The following is an 18566-nucleotide window of genomic DNA, read 5'->3' as shown; positions in this document are numbered from 1 at the left end:
GGTAGCTTGAACAGATGTCCCTGTCCAAACCGGATTTCCACAAAGGGGTGGGATGGCTAGAGTTCCTCGACGTCGATGACCCCTTCAAGCGATTTGATCGCGCCCTTGATCTGGGGGGTGATCGGGAAATCCTGACCCAGATCCATCTCGACATCGCCGGGCAGGCCGGGGGCCAGCAGGCAGAGCTGGATCGGCCCCTTTGAGGCCCCGCGCGCCGCTGATGCCGCATCTTCCAACACCCGGGCGACGACGGGCAGGGCCTGAACCTCGTCCACGAAGATGCGCAGGCCGGTTGCACCGGCCTCGGCCACGGCGGCGTCGATGGGGCCGACGGAGCGGCCCAGAAGTTTCAGCTGGTCCGCCTCCATCGTCGCTTCGGCGGTCAGCACCACATGGGCGCCGGTTTCCAGAAACTCGCGGCTTTTCTCCAGCGTTTCCGAGAACAGCGTGACCTCGTAGGCACCTGTGGGGTCGGAAAGCTGGGCAAAGGCAAAACGGTTGCCGCGGGCGGATTTGCGCTCCTGCCGACCGGCCACGACACCGGCCATCTTGGCGATCAGCGGGCCGGAACGGGCCTTTTCCGTCACCTCGTCCAGCGTCATCACCTGCTTGCGCTTGAGCGACGGCATGTAATCGTCCAGCGGGTGTCCGGAAAGGTAGAAGCCGATGGCCTTGAATTCCTCGCTCAGCCGCTCGGCGGGCAGCCAGTCGGGGGTCTGGCTGAGGCGCGGTTCGGGCAGGTCGTCGCCGGCCTCGCCAAACAGCGACACCTGGTTCGAGTTCTTCTGCTCGTGAATCGCGGCCGAGTATTGCACCAGCGCCTCGAGACTGTCGAAGACGCGGCGGCGGTTGGGGTCGAGCTGGTCAAAGGCCCCGGCGCGGGCGAGCATTTCCAAGGGCCGCTTGCCGACCTTTTTCAGATCGACCCGGCGGGCGACGTCGAAGAGGTTGACAAAAGGCTTGTCGCCCCGCCCCTGTACCACAAGGTTCATCGCCTCGACGCCCACGTTCTTGAGCGCGCCCAGCGCATAGACCAGTTCGCCATTCACCACGTCGAATGTTGCCAGCGACCGGTTCACGCAGGGCGGCACATAAGGCAGGCCCAGCCCCTTGCGGACCTCTTCGAAATAGACGCCCAGCTTGTCGGTCAGGTGGATGTCGCAGTTCATGACACCGGCCATGAACTCGACCGGGTGATTGGCCTTGAGCCAGCCGGTCTGGTAGCTGACCACCGCATAGGCGGCGGCGTGAGACTTGTTGAAGCCGTAGTTGGCGAATTTTTCCAGCAGGTCGAAAACCTCGGAGGCCTTTTTCTTGTCGACCCCGTTTTCTGCCGCGCCCTTTTCGAATTTCGGGCGTTCGGCGTCCATCGCCTCTTTGATCTTCTTGCCCATGGCGCGGCGCAGCAGGTCGGCGCCGCCGAGCGAATAGCCCGCCATCACCTGTGCGATCTGCATCACCTGTTCCTGATAGACGATGATGCCCTGGGTTTCTTCGAGGATGTGGTCGATCAGGGGGTGGACGGATGTGATCTCGCGCAAGCCGTTCTTGACTTCGCAATAGGTGGGGATGTTCTCCATCGGGCCGGGGCGATAGAGCGCCACGAGGGCCACGATATCCTCGATACAGGTGGGTTTCATGCGCTTGAGCGCATCCATCATGCCCGAGCTTTCCACCTGAAACACCGCAACCGTCTTTGCCGCCGAATAGAGCTTGTAGGTCGCCTCGTCATCCAGCGGGATGGCGTTGATCTCGTTCACCGCGCCTTCGGGCGGGTCGTAAAGCTGCGTGCCGTCGGCGGCCACGTGCAGGTCGCGGCCCGACTTTCGGATCAGGTCAACGGCGTTCTGGATCACGGTGAGCGTCTTGAGACCCAGAAAGTCGAATTTCACCAGACCGGCCTGTTCCACCCATTTCATGTTGAACTGGGTCGCGGGCATGTCCGAGCGCGGGTCCTGATAGAGTGGCACCAGCGCGTCCAATGGCCGGTCGCCGATCACCACACCGGCGGCGTGGGTCGAGGCGTTGCGCAACAGCCCCTCGACCTGCTGGCCGTAATTGAGCAGGCGCTCCACCACCTCTTCGTTGCGGGCCTCTTCGCGCAGCCGCGGTTCGTCTTTCAGCGCCTTTTCGATCGAAACGGGCTTGACGCCTTCGACCGGGATCATCTTGGACAGCCGGTCCACCTGGCCATAAGGCATCTGCAGCACCCGCCCGATGTCGCGCACGGCGGCCTTGGACAGCAACGCACCAAAGGTGATGATCTGGCCCACCTTGTCGCGCCCGTATTTGCCCTGCACGTAGCGGATTACCTCTTCGCGGCGGTCCATGCAGAAGTCGATGTCGAAGTCCGGCATGCTGACCCGCTCGGGGTTCAGGAAGCGTTCGAACAGGAGCGAATAGCGCAGCGGATCGAGGTCGGTGATGGTCAGCGCATAGGCCACCAGCGAACCCGCGCCCGAGCCCCGGCCGGGGCCGACGGGAATGTCATGATCCTTGGCCCATTTGATGAAATCGGCAACGATCAGGAAATAACCGGGAAAGCCCATGCCCTCGATGATGCCCAGTTCGAAATCCAGCCGTTCCTGATATTCCTCGGGCGTAACAGCATGGGGAATGACCGCGAGGCGCTGTTGCAGGCCCTCGTTGGCCTGACGCCGCAGTTCCTGCACCTCGTCATCTGCGAATTTGGGCAGAATCGGGTCGCGGCGATAGGCCATGAAGGCGCAGCGTTTCGCGATTTCGACGGTGTTCTCGACCGCCTCGGGCAAATCGGCAAACAGGGTGATCATTTCCTGTTGCGATTTGAAATAGTGCTGCGCGGTCAGGCGGCGGCGGCCTTCCTGCTGGTCGACATAGGCCCCCTCGGCGATACAGATCAGCGCGTCATGCGCCTCGTACATGTCGGGGGTCGGAAAAAAGACGTCGTTGGTGGCAACCAGCGGCAGGTTTCTGGAATAGGCCATTTCGACATGGCCGCGTTCGGTCAGGCGTTCCGCCTCGGGCTGTCCGTCTTCGCCCGGATGGCGTTGCAGCTCGACATAGAGCCGGTCGGGGTACATCGCGGCCAGCCTGTCCACCAGCGCCTCGGCGGCCGGGCGCTGGCCCTGTTGCAACAGCCGCCCAACCGGGCCGCCCGGCCCGCCGGTCAGGCAGATCAGCCCGTCCGCGTGGCGTTCCAGCTCATCCAGGGTGACCTGCGGCAGTTGCCCGCCGTTGTCCACATAAAGGCAGGAGCTGAGCTTCATCAGGTTTTCATACCCGGCCTCTGACTGGGCCAGCAGCACCACTGGCGCGGGGGATTTCGGCTTTTCGCCCGGCTGCGCCTGCACATAGGTCAGATCCACCTGACAGCCGATGATCGGCTGAATGCCCGCGCCGCTGGCGGCGACGGAGAACTCCAGCGCCGAAAACATGCTGTTGGTATCGGTCACCGCGACGGCGGGCATGTCCATCTTTTCGCACAGGCCGGGCAGCTTTTTCAGCCGCATTGCCCCTTCCAGAAGGGAATATTCGGTGTGAACGCGAAGATGGATGAATCGGGGGGTGCTGCTCATGGCGTCACGATAGGCGATCATGGTCACGGCTTCCATCACTCAAGTCGCGCCTGAGCTTCAAAATGCAAATTGCAGTTTCCTGCGCGCAGGAATAACGATTCGGAGATTTGGCTCTTTTCCAGCGAGTCGCGGTGGACCTGTTCCTGACTTTCGCATTTGTGGGCTTTTTTGCACAGCTTGCCGACAGCGCTCTGGGCATGGGTTTCGGTATCATCTCATCATCGGTTCTGCTGGCGCAGGGCGTACCGCCGCCGCTGGTTTCGGCGAGCGTGAACGCGGCCAAGATTCCGACAGGTGTCGCGTCGAGCGTGTCGCACACGCTGAACGGAAACATCGATCGCAAACTGGTTGTCCGGCTGGCTGTGGCCGGCATTCTGGGTGGCATTGTCGGGGCGCTGATCCTGGGCGAGTTGAAACGGCCGGTGCTGACGATCTTCATCTCGTCATACCTGTTGCTGATTGGCAGTCTGATCCTGTGGCGGGGCCTTTCGGGCCGGTCGCCAGGATTTCTGGCGTCAGGGCGGGTCACGGCAGTCGGAGCGACCGGCGGGCTGATCGAAGGAATTGGCGGCAGCTGGGGACCGGTCGTGACAAGCGCGCTGATCGGTTCGGGGCATGAACCTCGGCGGGCCATCGGATCGTCTGCGGTGGCCGAGCTGACGGTCAGCATCACCGTATTTGCGGTTCTGATGACCACGTTCAAGCTGGGCCAATGGGGCGGAGGACGCGACCTGCAAGACGTGCTTTTCCCGGTTGCCGGGCTGGTGGCCGGGGGCGTTCCTGCCGCTTTAGTCGGTGGACGCCTGGCAGCCGTGGCGCCCAAACGCCCGCTGACGATTGCGGTGGGGGTTTTGGCAATCTGCATCGGCGTGCAGCGCCTGTTTTCGCTGATTTGACTCGGGCGCAGACAATCGGCTGACTACCACCCGATGCCCAAAAAACGAAACCTGATTATTCGGAAAATCCAGAAGGTGTTTCGAGGCCGAGCAGGGCATTCTGCAGGAATTTCTTCTACATTCATTGACTTATGTCAAAAATCGGCAGGACAAAATGACGCTGGCCCTGTGCGTCGCCTGTCCCGACGATTGGTTTTTCTTGCCAGATCGCACCTGCTGTTTCTAACCTGAGACAAGACGATAAGCCCGCACCTCTTTCTACGTCGCATCGAAGGAGGGCAACTGGGGCCAACGGGGTAAGGCGACGGGTTTCACTCATGAAGATCACGTTTCTTCTGAACGGAGAGACTGTGGAGTTGGCGGATATTTCGCCAACCGCAACTCTGCTGGACTGGCTGCGCGAGGAACGCGGGCTGACCGGCACCAAGGAGGGCTGCAACGAAGGCGATTGCGGCGCCTGCACCGTCATGGTCACGGACGAGGATGGCGCCAAGGCGCTGAACTCGTGCATCCTGTTTCTGCCGCAGCTGCACGGCAAGGCGGTGCGCACGGTCGAGGGGGCCTGCGGCCCGGATGGCCAGATGCACCCGGCGCAGGCGGCCATGGTCGAGCATCACGGCTCGCAATGCGGGTTCTGCACGCCCGGCTTCGTGATGTCGATGGTCGCCAGCCACGCCGAGGGCGCCACCGATCACGACACCCAGCTGGCCGGAAACCTGTGCCGCTGCACCGGCTATGCCCCGATCATCCGCGCCGCGGAAGCGATCGAGGCCCAGCCGGTGCCGGTCTGGGTCAAGGACAAACCGGTTGCGACCAAGGCCACCTCGCCGATGATGCCCCGGTCATCGGACGAACTGGCCGAGGTCTATGCCGCCAACCCTGACGCGGTTCTGGTCGCAGGCGCGACCGATGTGGGCCTGTGGGTGACCAAGCAGTTGCGCGATCTGGACCCGGTGATCTTTCTGGCGGGCTGCGACGACCTGAAACGAATCGAGATCACCGATACGCAGGTGCGTTTTGGCGCGATGGTGGACATGAACCGGATGGGCGCGGCGATTGCCGGGCTGCATCCGTCTTATGCCGAGATGATCCGCCGCTATGCCAGCGTGCAGGTGCGCCATGCCGCCACCGTGGGCGGCAATATCGCCAATGGCTCGCCCATCGGTGACAACCCACCGGCGCTGATCGCGCTGGGGGCCACGCTGCATCTGCGCAAGGGCGATACCCGCCGCGACCTGCCGCTGGAAGAGTTCTTTATCGACTATGGCAAGCAGGACCGGGCCAAAGGCGAGTTTGTCGAGGCCATCAGTTTTGCCCGTCAGGCGGACCGGCTGAAATGCTACAAGCTGAGCAAGCGGTTCGATCAGGATATCTCGGCCGTGTGCGGCTGTTTCAACATCACCGTCTCGGACGGCGTGGTAACCGGCGCGCGCATCGCCTTTGGCGGCATGGCGGGCATCCCGAAACGCGCCAGCGCCGTCGAGGCGGCACTGACCGGCAAGCCGTGGACGGAAACGACCGTCAGGGACGCCCTGCCCGCCTTTGACGACGATTTCACACCGCTTACGGACATGCGCGCCTCGGCCGAATACCGGCTGGAAACCGCGCGCGCGATGCTGGAGCGCTATTTCGCCGAGGATCAGGGCGAAGTGACCAACGTATTGGAGGTGACGGCATGAGCGTGACCAAACCGCTTCCCCATGACGCGGCGCCCCTGCATGTGGCGGGCACCGCGCGGTATGTCGATGACATCCCGACGCCCAAAGGCACGCTGCATCTGGCCTTTGGCCAAAGCCCGATTGCCAAGGGCAGCATCACGTCGATGGACCTGTCGGCGGTGCGTGCGGCCGCAGGCGTTGTTCTGGTGATGACGGCGGATGACCTGCCCTTTGCCAACGATGTCTCGCCCTCGATCCATGACGAGCCGCTGCTGTCGGACGGCAGCGTGAACTATGTCGGCCAGCCGGTGTTTCTGGTGGTGGCCACCAGCCATCTGGCGGCACGCAAGGCGGTGCGGCTGGGCAAGGTGGAATATGCCGAGGACACCCCGATTCTGACCGTCGAAGAGGCACTGGCCGCCGACAGCCGCTTCGAAGAAGGGCCGCGCATCTATGCCAAGGGCGATGCCGAGGCCGCCATCGCCACCGCGGCCCATGTCATCGAAGACACGTTCGAGATGGGCGGACAGGAGCATTTCTATCTGGAAGGTCAGGCCGCGCTGGCGGTGCCGAACGAGGGCGGTGACATGCTGGTGCACAGTTCGACCCAGCACCCGACCGAGATTCAGCACAAGGTGGCCGAGGCCCTGGGCGTGCCGATGCATGGCGTGCGCGTCGAGACCCGCCGCATGGGCGGCGGTTTCGGCGGCAAGGAAAGCCAGGGCAACGCGCTGGCCGTGGCCTGCGCCATCGCGGCGCGCGCCACCGGCCGCGCCTGCAAGATGCGCTATGACCGTGATGACGACATGGTCATCACCGGCAAGCGCCACGCCTTTCGTATTTCGTATCGGGCGGGCTTTGACGCAGAAGGTCACATACAGGGGGTCTCGTTCCTGCAATACGCGATCTGTGGCTGGGCGCAGGACCTGTCGCTGCCGGTTGCCGACCGGGCGATGCTGCATTCGGACAATGCCTATCTGCTGCCGAATGCGCGGATCGAAAGCCACCGGCTGAAGACCAACACCCAGTCCGCCACCGCCTATCGCGGGTTTGGCGGGCCACAGGGAATGGTCGCGATCGAGCGGGTGATGGACCACGCCGCACACGCGCTGGGGATCGACCCGGTCGAGCTGCGGCGGCGGAATTACTATGCCGCGCCGTCGCAGGGGGGCGCTGGCTCCCGGAGCATTTCGGAAAAGATGAAGAACACCACGCCATACGGGATGGAGGTCGAGGATTTCGAGCTGCATGAAATGACGGAGGCGCTGCTGGTCTCGTCGGATTATGCCGCGCGCAAGGCGGCGGTGGAGAAATGGAACGCCGAAAACCGGGTGGTCAAGAAAGGCATCGCCTTTTCGCCGGTTAAATTCGGGATTTCGTTCACGCTGACGCACCTGAATCAGGCCGGCGCGCTGGTGCATGTCTATCAGGACGGCTCGGTGCATCTGAACCATGGCGGCACCGAGATGGGACAGGGCCTGTTCCAGAAGGTGGCGCAGGTGGCGGCCAGCCGGTTCGGCATTCCGCTGGAGGCGATCAAGATCACCGCGACCGACACCGCCAAGGTGCCGAATACTTCGGCAACGGCGGCCTCGTCGGGCAGCGACCTGAATGGCATGGCGGTCAAGGCGGCCTGTGACACGATCCGCGACCGGATGGCCGATTTCCTGGCCGAGCGGCATCAGGCCGATCCGCAATCGGTGCGCTTTGGCGATGGCCATGTCGAGGTGGGCGAGGCGCGCTATACCTTTGCCGAGGCGGCGGCGCTGGCCTATCAGGGCCGGATCAGCCTGTCGGCGACCGGGTTCTACAAGACCCCCAAGATCGAATGGGACCGGATCAAGGGCCATGGGCGGCCATTCTATTACTTCGCCTATGGCGCGGCCATTACCGAAGTGGCGGTGGACACGCTGACCGGTGAAAACCGCATTCTGCGCACCGATATCCTGCATGATGCGGGTGCCTCGCTGAACCCGGCGCTGGACAAGGGACAGGTCGAAGGCGGTTACGTGCAGGGCGCGGGCTGGCTGACCACCGAAGAACTGGTCTGGGACGGCAAGGGGCGGCTGACCACGCATGCGCCCTCGACCTACAAGATCCCGGCCTGTTCGGACCGGCCCGACATTTTCAACGTGTCGCTTTGGGACGGACAAAACCGCGAGGACACGATCTATCGCTCGAAAGCGGTGGGCGAACCGCCCTTCATGCTGGGCATCTCGGCCTGGCTGGCGCTGTCGAACGCGGTGGCGGCCTGCGGCAAGGCTTACCCGGCGCTGGACGCGCCCGCCACGGCGGAAGAGATCTGGCGCGGCATCAGGAGGGTACGCGATGGGATTTGATCGGGAGGCTTTGAGGGAGGCGGTCAAGATCCACGGGCGCGTGGTGCGGGTGGTCATTGCCGCCATCCGGGGATCATCGCCCCGCGAGGTGGGGGCCGCGATGCTGGTCTGGGACGGTGGCCAGTCGGGCACCATCGGCGGCGGAACGCTGGAGTTTCAGGCGGCAGAAGCGGCGCGCGGGCAGCAAAGCCCCGCAAGGCTGAGCCAGCATGCGCTGGGCCCAGACCTCGGGCAATGCTGCGGCGGTGCGGTCACCCTGCTGAGCGAGGTTTATGACCTGGCGGCGGTGGACCGGCTGGAGGAGACGGTGATCGCGCGAACGCCCGGTGGCAGCGCCATGCCGCTGGCGGTCAAGCGCGTGCTGGCAAAGGCACGCGGTCAGGGCCTTCGGCCCGAACCGCAACTGGTCGACGGCTGGATGATCGAGCCGGTGCACCAACGCGCGCGCAAGCTGTGGATCTGGGGTGCGGGCCATGTGGGCCGGGCGCTGGTCGACGTATTGTCGCCGCTGCCCGATCTGGCAATCACCTGGGTCGATACCGGGCCGGAGCGGTTTCCCGAAGCGATCCCCGCAGGGGTGACGGCGGTACCAGTGGCCAAGCCGGCGGAGCTGGTGCGCCATGCACCGCGCGACGCCGAGCATCTGGTGTTGACTTATTCGCACAATCTGGACCTGGAGCTGTGCAACCGTTTGCTTTTGCACGATTTCCGCTTTGCCGGGCTGATTGGTTCGGCTACCAAGTGGGCGCGGTTCAGATCGCGGCTTGCCGCGCTGGGCCATGCGCCCGAGCGGATCGGCCGGATCACCTGCCCGATTGGCGATCCCGCCTTGGGCAAACATCCGCAGATGATCGCGGTGGGTGTGGCGGCACGAATGCTGCGCCCCGCAATGCAGAACGACTTGAAGAAGGATCTGAGCGCGTGACCACACCACTTTTGAGATTGCAGGGGCTGACCAAGGCCTATCCCGGCGTCGTGGCCAACGACAACGTCTCGTTCGATATCGGCGAGGGCGAGGTGCACGCGCTGCTGGGGGAAAACGGCGCGGGGAAATCCACGCTGGTGAAAATGATCTATGGGCTGGTGAAGCCCGACAGCGGCACCATGCTGTTGCGCGGGCAGACCTATGCCCCGCCCGAACCGCGCGCGGCGCGCGCCGACGGGATCGCGATGGTATTCCAGCATTTCTCGCTGTTCGATGCGCTGAATGTGGCGGAAAACATCGCGCTGGGGATGGAGAACCCGCCGCAGATGAGCGATCTGGCCTCGCGTATCCGCGAGGTGTCGGAAACCTATGGCCTGCCGCTGGACCCGTACCGGACGGTTGGTGACTTGTCGGCGGGCGAACGCCAGCGGGTCGAGATCATCCGGTGCCTGTTGCAGGACCCCAAGCTGCTGATCATGGACGAACCCACGTCGGTGCTGACTCCACAGGAGGTCGATATCCTGTTCGAGACGCTGCAAAAGCTGCGCTCGGAGGGCACCTCGATCCTCTATATCTCGCACAAGCTGGAAGAGATCCGCACGCTGTGTGACCACGCCACCATTCTGCGGCTGGGCAAGAATGTGGGCGAATGCGTGCCAAAGGATACCTCGGCCCGCGACATGGCGGAAATGATGGTCGGCACGGCCCTGCAGACGCCGGAACGGTCCGGGCGCGAGTTCGGCGAGGTGGCGCTGGATATCAGCGGGCTGAGCGTGCCCTCGCCCACCGAATTCGGAACCGCACTGAAAAACCTGCACATGACGGTGCACAAGGGCGAGGTTCTGGGTATCGGCGGGGTTGCCGGCAACGGGCAGGACGAATTGCTTGCCGTTCTGTCGGGCGAAATCCTGACGGCCGCCGATGCGGTGAAAATGGCCGGTCAGCCGATCGGCAGGCTGGGGCCGACCGCAAGGCGCAAGCTGGGTCTGCTGACGGCGCCTGAAGAGCGTCTTGGCCATGCGGCGGCGCCCAACATGAGCCTGACAGAGAATGCCCTGCTCACCGGATCTGTGCGCGAAGGGCTGGAAAGCAACGGTTTTCTGAAATGGGCGGAAACCCAGAGCTTTGCCGAGAAGATCATCAAGGAGTTCGACGTGCGCACTCCGGGGCCTGACAACGCGGCCCGGTCGCTGTCGGGCGGAAACCTGCAGAAATTCGTGATTGGCCGCGAAGTGCTGCAAAACCCCGAGGTGCTGGTGGTCAACCAGCCGACCTGGGGCGTCGATGCCGCCGCCGCGGCGGCGATCCGGCAGGCGATCCTGGATCTGGCGGCCAAGGGGGCCGCGGTGGTCTGCATCAGTCAGGACCTGGATGAGCTGATGGAAATATCGGACAGCTTTGCCGCCCTGAACGAGGGCCGCCTGAGCGCGCCGCGCACCACCGCGGGCCTGACGGTGGACGAAATCGGCCTGATGATGGGCGGCGCCCATGGCATGGAGGTGGCCCATGTCTGAGAGGTTCAGCCGCCGCTGGCGGGCGTTTTTTCAAAAAGATGAAATCAATGGGGGGATGAGCAGATGATCGTGCTGGAGAAACGGCCGCAGCCGTCACAGGCCTGGTCGATGGCGACGCCGCTGGTTGCGGTGCTGGCGACAATGGTGTTCGGCGGGCTGCTGTTCGCCGCGTTGGGCAAAAACCCGGTCGAGGCGATCAAGACCATTTTCTGGGATCCGCTGTTTGGCGAGTTCGCGTTCTTCTATCGCCCGCAACTGCTGGTGAAGGGTGCGCCGCTGGTGCTGATCGCCATCGGCCTTTCGCTGGGATTTCGCGCCGGCATCTGGAACATCGGGGCCGAAGGCCAATACATCATGGGCGCCATTTTCGGCGCCGGTGCGGGGCTGGCCTTTTACCCGATGGAGGCCTTTTACATCTTTCCGATCATGGTGATCGCCGGCGCATTCGGCGGCTGGCTCTGGGCGATGATCCCGGCCTTTCTGAAGGTGCGTTTCGGCACCAACGAGATCCTCGTCTCGCTGATGCTGGTCTATGTGGCCGAACAGATGCTGGCCTCGGTCTCGCTGGGTCTGTTGAAGAACCCCGAAGGGTTCGGCTTTCCCGGCTCGCGCAACCTGCAATCCTATGCCAGCGCGCATAACGCCGAGATCTTTGCCGGATCGGGCATGCACTGGGGTGTGGTCGCGGCCTTTGTCGCGGTGATCTTTGCCTATGTGCTGCTGAACCGTCACATGACCGGGTTCCACATCCGGCTGACCGGCGAAGCGCCGCGCGCCGCGAAATTCGCGGGTGTCAACCCGGCGCGGCTGATCCTGTTCTGCCTTGGAATGTCGGGGGCGCTGGCTGGGCTTGCCGGACTGTTCGAGGTGGCCGGCCCATCGGGGCAGATCTCGATCGACTTCAACGTCGGCTATGGCTTTACCGCGATAATCGTGGCCTTTCTGGGCCGCCTGCATCCGGTGGGCATCCTGCTGGCCGGGGGCCTGATGGCGCTGACCTATATCGGCGGCGAGATCGCCCAGGGCAGCCTGGGCCTGCCAGCTGCCGCGATCCAGGTGTTCCAGGGGATGCTGTTGTTCTTCCTGCTGGCGCTTGATCTTCTGACCAACTACCGCGTTCGCGCGGCCCGCAAAGAGGTGGCCTGATCCATGGACCTGTCTGCAATCAATCCCGTCCTGCTGGTGGCCTCGCTGATGGTCGCCGCCACCCCGCTGCTGCTGGCCGCCATTGGCGAACTGGTGGTGGAAAAAGCGGGGGTTCTGAACCTTGGCGTCGAAGGCATGATGATCGTCGGCGCGATCTGCGGCTTTGCCATCTCGGTCGAAACCGGCTCGCCCTGGCTGGGCTTTGTCGCGGCGGCCATCGGCGGCGCGATCCTGTCGCTGCTGTTCGTGATCCTGACCCAGATCGCGCTGGCCAACCAGGTGGCCAGCGGTCTGGCGCTGACCCTGTTCGGTCTGGGCCTGAGCGCGCTGATGGGGCAATCCTATGTCGGCATCAAACCGCCGCAGATGGGGCGGCTGGACATTCCCGTCCTCAGCGATCTGCCGGTCGTGGGCCCGATTCTGTTCAGCCACGACCTTATCCTCTATCTCGGCATCGCGTTGATCGCGGCGGTCTGGTACGTGCTGAAATACACCCGCGTCGGCCTGATCCTGCGCGCGGTGGGCGAAAACCACGATGCCGCCCATGCGCTGGGTTACAAGGTGATCAAGATCCGCATTCTGGCAATCATGTTCGGCGGCGCCTGCGCAGGGCTTGGCGGGGCCTATATCAGCCTCATCCGCGTGCCGCAGTGGACCGAGGGCATGACGGCGGGCGTCGGCTGGATCGCACTGGCGCTGGTGGTCTTTGCCAGCTGGAAACCGTGGCGCGTGCTGCTGGGGGCCTATCTGTTTGGCGGCGTGACCGTGGTGCAGCTGAACCTGCAGGCGGCGGGCGTTGCCATCCCGGTCGAGTATCTGGCAATGTCGCCCTATCTCATCACGATCCTTGTGCTTGTGATCCTTTCGGCCGACAAGAGCAGCGCGCCTGCCTCGCTTGGCCGGTCCTTCCACGCCACTCATTAAGAGTGGCCAACTGAACCAACTTGGGGAGTAACCACATGAAAATCACTTCACTTCTGGCAACAGCCGCAGTGGCGATCGGTCTGGCGACCGGCGCCGTTGCGCAGGACAAGACCAAGGTCGGTTTCGTCTATGTCGGCCCGGTGGGCGACGGCGGCTGGACCTATGAGCACGACAAGGGCCGCCAGGCCGTCGAAGCCGAGTTCGGCGACAAGGTCGAAACGGTATTTGTCGAATCGGTACCCGAAGGCCCGGACGCCGAGCGGGTGATGACCCAGATGGCACTGGAAGGGGCCGACCTGATCTTCACCACCTCGTTCGGCTACATGGACCCGACAATCAACGTGGCCAAGAAATTCCCGAACGTGAAATTCGAACACGCCACCGGGTACAAGACCGCGCCGAACGTGTCGGTCTATTCCGCCCGCTTCTATGAAGGCCGCGCGGTGCAGGGCCATATTGCGGGCAACATGACGCAATCGAACATCGTCGGCTATATCGGCTCCTACCCGATCCCCGAAGTGATCCGGGGCATCAACTCGGCCTATATCCACGCCAAGAAGGTGAACCCGGATGTCGAGTTCAAGATCGTCTGGGCCTATACCTGGTTCGACCCGGCGAAAGAGGCCGACGCCGCCAAGGTGCTGATCGAACAGGGCGCCGACGTGATCCTGCAGCACACCGATTCGACCGCACCGCAGGCCGCAGCGCAGGCCGCGGGCAACGTGATCACCTTTGGCCAGGCCTCGGACATGAGCGAATACGCTCCCAAACCGCGTGTCTCCTCGATCATCGACAACTGGGCGCCCTACTATATCGCGCGCACCAAGGCGGTGATGGACGGCAGCTGGGAAACCGTGAACACCTGGGACGGCATCGGCGCAGGCATGGTTGGCATCGGTGAGATCACGGACGCGGTTCCGGCCGAAGTCAAGGCCTCGGCGCTGGCGCTGAAGGACTCGATCGCCGACGGCTCCTACCACCCGTTCACCGGCCCGCTGAAGAAGCAGGACGGCTCCGACTGGCTGGCCGAGGGCGAGACCGCCGATGACGGCACGCTGGCCGGCATGAACTTCTATGTCGAAGGCATCGAAGGCGACATTCCGCAGTAACGTTCCAAGCGACCGCAAAACCAAGGCCCGCCGATACCCGGCGGGCCTTTTTCAATGCCCGCTCAGCACCAGCGTCTTGACGGGCAGAAGCAGCACCTGGATACGCAGCAGGATCGCGTGGACCAGACCCACCGTGTCGACCACATGCAGGTATGCCCAGCGCCCGGTGCTCAGATCCTCGTGGTGCAGGATGTCGTGGTTGTTGGTATAGGCGTTGGCCATGCAGGTCGAACCTGCGGGTATGCCGTCGGCCTGGCCCTCATAGATCGGCTCCATGAATACGGTCACGGTTCCCGGGCGCGGATAATCCTGCGGATCGACCAGTTGATCGCTTGGCCGCAGCTGGCCCGACGGCACCACATCCTGAATCCCGACAATGACCATCGGAATGACCGTGAAGGGTTTTGCCAGACAGGCCATTTCCGCATACATGCCCGGCTTGATCACGCTGGCGCTGATCTGCGGGAACCCGGCGACATAGCGGTGGCGGTCGATGAATTCCCTGGGCACCAGAATTCCGGCGGGGCGCAGGATCGGATTGATGTAATCGCCCACTTGCAGCGTGAACTGTTCGATCGTCCCCGAGACGCCCGCATAGACGGATGTCTTGGCAAGCTCGGCCTCTGCCTGTTCCAGCGCGGCATTTGCGCTGGCCAGCTGCGCCGGGATCAGCACGCGAATGTTTTCCTCGACCGCCTGTTGCTGCGCCCGGGCCGCAGAAAGTTCACCCTCGCGGATATCCACCAGATTGGTGAAACGCTCGACCTCTTTTTCCCGCGCAGCGCTCGATCCGCGATCCAGCAGTTCCTGCTCGCGTGCCAGATCGTCATTGGCCTGCTGCAACGATGCCTCGGCCCGCGCGACCGAGCCCATGGCGGCGGCAAGATCGGCCTGCGCCACTACCTTGGAGGCCTCGACCTCTTCGACCTTGCGCCCGGCCGTTTCAACCGCTGCCTGCTGGCTGGCATCGTCCAGCCGGAACAGCAGCGTGCCTGCCTCGACGAACTGGTTGTTCTCGACATGCACCTCGGACACACGCCCGCCGGTTTCGGGCAGGATCGTCACCGTGCGAAAGAAAGACTGCACGGAGGTGGCCGACGGATGATAGAAAAACACCAGCGTGATCAGGGAAATGGTCAGAACCGCACAGAGCGTTATGCCATGCCGCAACTCGTACCACATCGAGAAGAAGGTGATCTCATGCCCCCAGCGCTTGCCCTGGCGATAGCGGCGATAGAGATAATCGGGCAGGATGGTGACAAGCGAACAGATCAGAAGCTCAAACATCGCGCTGACCCTCCTCTGCCTCGGGCTGCGGCTCCGCCTGTTCCGGCGCGGCCGCGGCCCCGCCCGGTATCCGGTTGAGGATGCCGCTGAGCGATGACGCCATCGACTGCAACGGGGTCAGGAAATCGGGCATCCGGAATGCCGCGATCAACAGCGCCGCGACCCAGAAGATGTTGTTATGCGTGAACAGTGCGATCAGGGCGAGGATGCCGATGACCTGGAATTGCGTGTGATTGCCGTGATGCGCCATCCGCTCGGGCAGAGAGTGCAGCGTGAAATACATCGCCCCGATGAACACGATCAGTCCGATGGTCACGACGGCGACGCCGATGAAAAGCGGATCGCTGCCATCGGGACCGGGCATGTAACCTGGTATATGTGCGGTTGCGATCGGGTGCAGTGCTTGACTGTCCACGTCCTCTCCCCCTGAGATGTTCTTTTACGCACTATGGGACGTCGCATGGACCAAAGGCAAGTTATCGCGAGAAATCTTAGCTCTTTCCCACCCAGCACCGGCATGCAATGGTCCGGCCATGACCACCAGACTGACCACCCCCGACGGAACTCCGATCAGCCGGTTCGCCTTTGGCACGATGCAGTTTGGCGGGCGTGCGGACGCCGCCGAAAGCCGCAGGATGTATGAGGCCAGCCGCGCCGCGGGCATCACCCATTTCGACACTGCCTTTGTCTATACCGACGGTCAGGCCGAGACGCTTCTGGGTGAGATGATTCTTCAGGATCGCGACAGGCTGATGATCGCGACCAAGGTGGGCTATGACAGTGCAAAGCCTGACAATATCCGGGCGCAGTTCGACACCTGCCGCAGGCGGCTGAACCTCGACATGGTGGATGCGCTGTACCTGCACCGCTTCGATCCCGGCACCGATCTGGCCGAAACACTGGCCTGTTTTGCCGAGTTCAAACGAAAAGGGCAGATCCGCTATATCGGCCTGTCCAACTTTGCCGCATGGCAGGTGATGAAGGCCGCGAGGGTCGCCGCCGGGTTCGACCTGCGTATCGACCTGTTGCAGCCGATGTACAATCTGGTCAAACGCCAGGCCGAGGTCGAGATCCTGCCCGCCTGCGCCGATCAGGGCATCGCGGTTGCGCCCTATTCCCCACTGGGCGGAGGGTTGTTGACCGGCAAATACGCCAATTCGGGTCAGGGGCGACTGACCGAGGACAAGGGGTATGCCGTGCGGTATGGGCAAAGCTGGATGTACGACACCGCACGGGCGCTGGCCGATCTGGCGGCAGAACTGGGAACCCACCCGGCGACCCTTGCGGTAGCGTGGGTCGCGGCCAATCCGGCGGGCCTGCTGCCGATCATCTCGGCGCGCAGCGCGGAACAGCTTGCGCCCTCGCTGGCGGCGATTTCGGATGAAATGTCACCCGAGCTTTACACGCGGATCACGGCGCTGAGCCAAACACCGCCGCCCGCCACCGACCGCACGGAGGAACAGGCATGATCGATTTTCTGGTGATCGGCGGCGGAATTGCCGGGCTGAGCGCGGGTGCGCGGCTGTCCGAGCATGGCTCGGTCACCGTGCTGGAGGCCGAGGACGCGCTGGGCTATCACACGTCAGGCCGGTCGGCGGCCCTGTTCGAGCCGAATTATGGCCTGCCGCCGGTGATCGCCCTGAGCATGGCCAGCACGGAATACCACACCACGGCAAACGGCGGTTACCTGAGCCCGCGCGGTCTGATGCTGATTGGCGGGCACGATCAGAGGACGCAATTCGATGCCGACTGTCTGGATCTCGGGCTGGAGCCGATCGGGCTGGACGACGCCTTTGCGCGCGTGCCCATCCTGAATCCCGATACTGTCGCATTTGCCGCCTATTGCGGCCGGGCGCAGGATATCGACACCGACCGGATGCTGCAGGATTTCGCGCGGCAAATCCGCGCCAATGGCGGGTCGGTTCTGACCCGGAAACAGGTGACCGGTATCGTCAGAGACGGTCATTGGCGGGTCGACGCCAACGGCCGGTATGAGGCCCGCACACTCGTGAATGCTGCCGGAGCCTGGGCGGATCAGATCGCCCGCTTGGCCGGGGTCGATCCCATTGGCATCACACCCTGCCGCCGCTCGATGGCGCGCCTGCCCGCGCCGGGCGGGCATGACGTGACCGGCTGGCCCCTGCTGATGGGGGTTGGCGAGACGTGGTATGCCAAGCCTGACGCGGGAAAGCTGCTGGTCTCGCCCGCCGATGCCGATCCGGTTGAACCGCATGACGCCTATGCCGACGACATGGTTCTGGCCGAGGGGCTGGCGCGGTACGAAGAAATGGTCACCGAACCGGTGACGCGGGTCGAAACCAACTGGGCCGGGTTGCGCAGCTTTGCCCCCGACAAATCGCTGGTGCTGGGCCCCGACCCGGCCCGGCCAAGCTTTGTCTGGTGCGCCGGTCAGGGCGGGTACGGGTTTCAGTCCGCCCCTGCCGCGTCGCGACTGGTGGCGGATCTGACCGTCGGCAACGCGCCGGAACTGGAGTCACAGGTGGTCGCCGCGCTGCGGCCGGACAGGTTGCGGTCATGACCCGGCGCAAGCTGCCCGCGAATGCCAACGTTGCCGAACAGGGCGACGGCGCAAGGCTCGTGGCGCCGGCCGCCAGCCGCAACGCGCAGGCGCTGTGCGACCTGCTGGCCCATGTGGCGCCGAGCCAAGGCAAGGCGCTGGAACTGGCCAGCGGCACCGGACAGCATGTTGCCGCCTTTGCCGAGCGGTTTCCGCAGATCACATGGCAGCCGACCGAGGTCGACGCCGAGCGCCGGGCCAGCATCGACGCCTATGCTACGGATCTGGCGAATGTCCTGCCCGCGCGGAACCTGAATGCGACGGCCGAGGGGTGGGGCTCCTGCCACGGCGGGCAGAACCTGATCATCCTGATCAACCTGCTGCACCTCATCAGCCAGCCCGAAACCACGGCGCTGATCCGCGAGGTTGCAGCGGCCCTCGCCCCCGGTGGGCGATTCGTTCTGTACGGGCCGTTCATGCGCGCCGGAGAGCTGACCAGCGAGGGCGATGCCAGGTTCCACGCGGCCCTGACCGCGCAGGACCCCGAGATCGGCTACAAGGACGATTTCGACATGATCGACCTGATCCAGGCCTCGGGCCTTGAGATGGTCGAAGTGGTGGAGATGCCCGCAAACAACCTCGCCCTGATCGCGGAAAGGCCCCGCACCTGATCAAGATCAAGGAGACGGCCCG

Annotated in this window: 14 protein-coding genes; 11 read left to right on the top strand and 3 right to left on the bottom strand. The window is 63.8% G+C overall.

The annotated features are described in order from the left end of the window. Positions 1 to 56 precede the first annotated feature (56 nt). Entirely contained in the window at positions 57 to 3557 is a 3501-nt protein-coding gene (dnaE, locus tag AC2FMY_RS04200; protein ID WP_496748169.1) for a DNA polymerase III subunit alpha, read from the bottom strand. A 107-nt stretch (positions 3558 to 3664) separates the two neighbouring features. On the opposite strand from dnaE, the gene AC2FMY_RS04195 reads away from it, so the two are divergent. The 8 genes from AC2FMY_RS04195 (at position 3665) to AC2FMY_RS04160 (ending at position 14068) form a co-directional block, all read left to right on the top strand. Next, a complete protein-coding gene (locus tag AC2FMY_RS04195) occupies positions 3665 to 4453 on the top strand; it encodes a sulfite exporter TauE/SafE family protein (RefSeq protein WP_496807025.1) in 789 nt (262 codons plus the stop codon). Positions 4454 to 4770: 317 nt separating this feature from the next. Then, positions 4771 to 6132 carry a xanthine dehydrogenase small subunit gene (gene xdhA, locus AC2FMY_RS04190; RefSeq protein WP_496807024.1) on the top strand — a complete coding sequence of 454 codons (1362 nt, stop codon included), beginning with the start codon at positions 4771 to 4773 and terminating at the stop codon, positions 6130 to 6132. After that, positions 6129 to 8450, top strand: coding sequence for a xanthine dehydrogenase molybdopterin binding subunit (xdhB, locus tag AC2FMY_RS04185; protein WP_496807023.1), 2322 nt, complete (start codon positions 6129 to 6131; stop codon positions 8448 to 8450). The genes xdhA and xdhB overlap by 4 nt, the downstream gene beginning before the upstream one ends. After that, a complete protein-coding gene (xdhC, locus tag AC2FMY_RS04180) occupies positions 8440 to 9375 on the top strand; it encodes a xanthine dehydrogenase accessory protein XdhC (RefSeq protein ID WP_496807022.1) in 936 nt (311 codons plus the stop codon). The genes xdhB and xdhC overlap by 11 nt, the downstream gene beginning before the upstream one ends. Continuing rightward, entirely contained in the window at positions 9372 to 10889 is a 1518-nt protein-coding gene (locus AC2FMY_RS04175) for an ABC transporter ATP-binding protein (protein WP_480747795.1), read from the top strand. The genes xdhC and AC2FMY_RS04175 overlap by 4 nt, the downstream gene beginning before the upstream one ends. Positions 10890 to 10952: 63 nt before the next feature. Next, entirely contained in the window at positions 10953 to 12035 is a 1083-nt protein-coding gene (locus tag AC2FMY_RS04170; protein WP_496748158.1) for an ABC transporter permease, read from the top strand. A gap of 3 nt (positions 12036 to 12038) precedes the next feature. Beyond that, positions 12039 to 12959, top strand: coding sequence for an ABC transporter permease (locus AC2FMY_RS04165; RefSeq protein WP_480747797.1), 921 nt, complete (start codon positions 12039 to 12041; stop codon positions 12957 to 12959). 35 nt (positions 12960 to 12994) lie between these two features. Then, positions 12995 to 14068, top strand: a complete 1074-nt coding sequence (locus AC2FMY_RS04160; RefSeq protein ID WP_480747798.1) for a BMP family ABC transporter substrate-binding protein — start codon at positions 12995 to 12997, stop codon at positions 14066 to 14068. Between the two features lie 51 nt (positions 14069 to 14119). On the opposite strand, the gene AC2FMY_RS04155 is transcribed toward AC2FMY_RS04160, so the two are convergent. Both AC2FMY_RS04155 and AC2FMY_RS04150 read right to left on the bottom strand, forming a co-directional pair. Next, positions 14120 to 15355, bottom strand: a complete 1236-nt coding sequence (locus tag AC2FMY_RS04155; RefSeq protein WP_496748161.1) for an HlyD family secretion protein — start codon at positions 15353 to 15355, stop codon at positions 14120 to 14122. Then, positions 15348 to 15770, bottom strand: coding sequence for a hypothetical protein (locus AC2FMY_RS04150; RefSeq protein ID WP_496748163.1), 423 nt, complete (start codon positions 15768 to 15770; stop codon positions 15348 to 15350). The genes AC2FMY_RS04155 and AC2FMY_RS04150 overlap by 8 nt, the downstream gene beginning before the upstream one ends. 118 nt (positions 15771 to 15888) lie before the next feature. On the opposite strand from AC2FMY_RS04150, the gene AC2FMY_RS04145 reads away from it, so the two are divergent. The 3 genes from AC2FMY_RS04145 to AC2FMY_RS04135 are packed head-to-tail and all read left to right on the top strand — an operon-like array spanning position 15889 to position 18544. Then, the gene (locus tag AC2FMY_RS04145) at positions 15889 to 16824 is read left to right on the top strand and encodes an aldo/keto reductase (RefSeq protein ID WP_496807021.1); all 936 of its coding nucleotides are present in this window, start codon (positions 15889 to 15891) and stop codon (positions 16822 to 16824) included. Next, a complete protein-coding gene (locus tag AC2FMY_RS04140; protein ID WP_496807020.1) occupies positions 16821 to 17894 on the top strand; it encodes an NAD(P)/FAD-dependent oxidoreductase in 1074 nt (357 codons plus the stop codon). The genes AC2FMY_RS04145 and AC2FMY_RS04140 overlap by 4 nt, the downstream gene beginning before the upstream one ends. Further along, the gene (locus AC2FMY_RS04135) at positions 17891 to 18544 is read left to right on the top strand and encodes a DUF938 domain-containing protein (RefSeq protein WP_496807019.1); all 654 of its coding nucleotides are present in this window, start codon (positions 17891 to 17893) and stop codon (positions 18542 to 18544) included. Before AC2FMY_RS04140 ends, AC2FMY_RS04135 begins: the two co-directional genes overlap by 4 nt. The last annotated feature ends 22 nt before the right edge of the window (positions 18545 to 18566 follow it).

It is taken from the genome of Ruegeria sp. YKSE079 (assembly GCF_059612845.1).
This window is presented reverse-complemented; position numbering and strand designations above follow the sequence as displayed.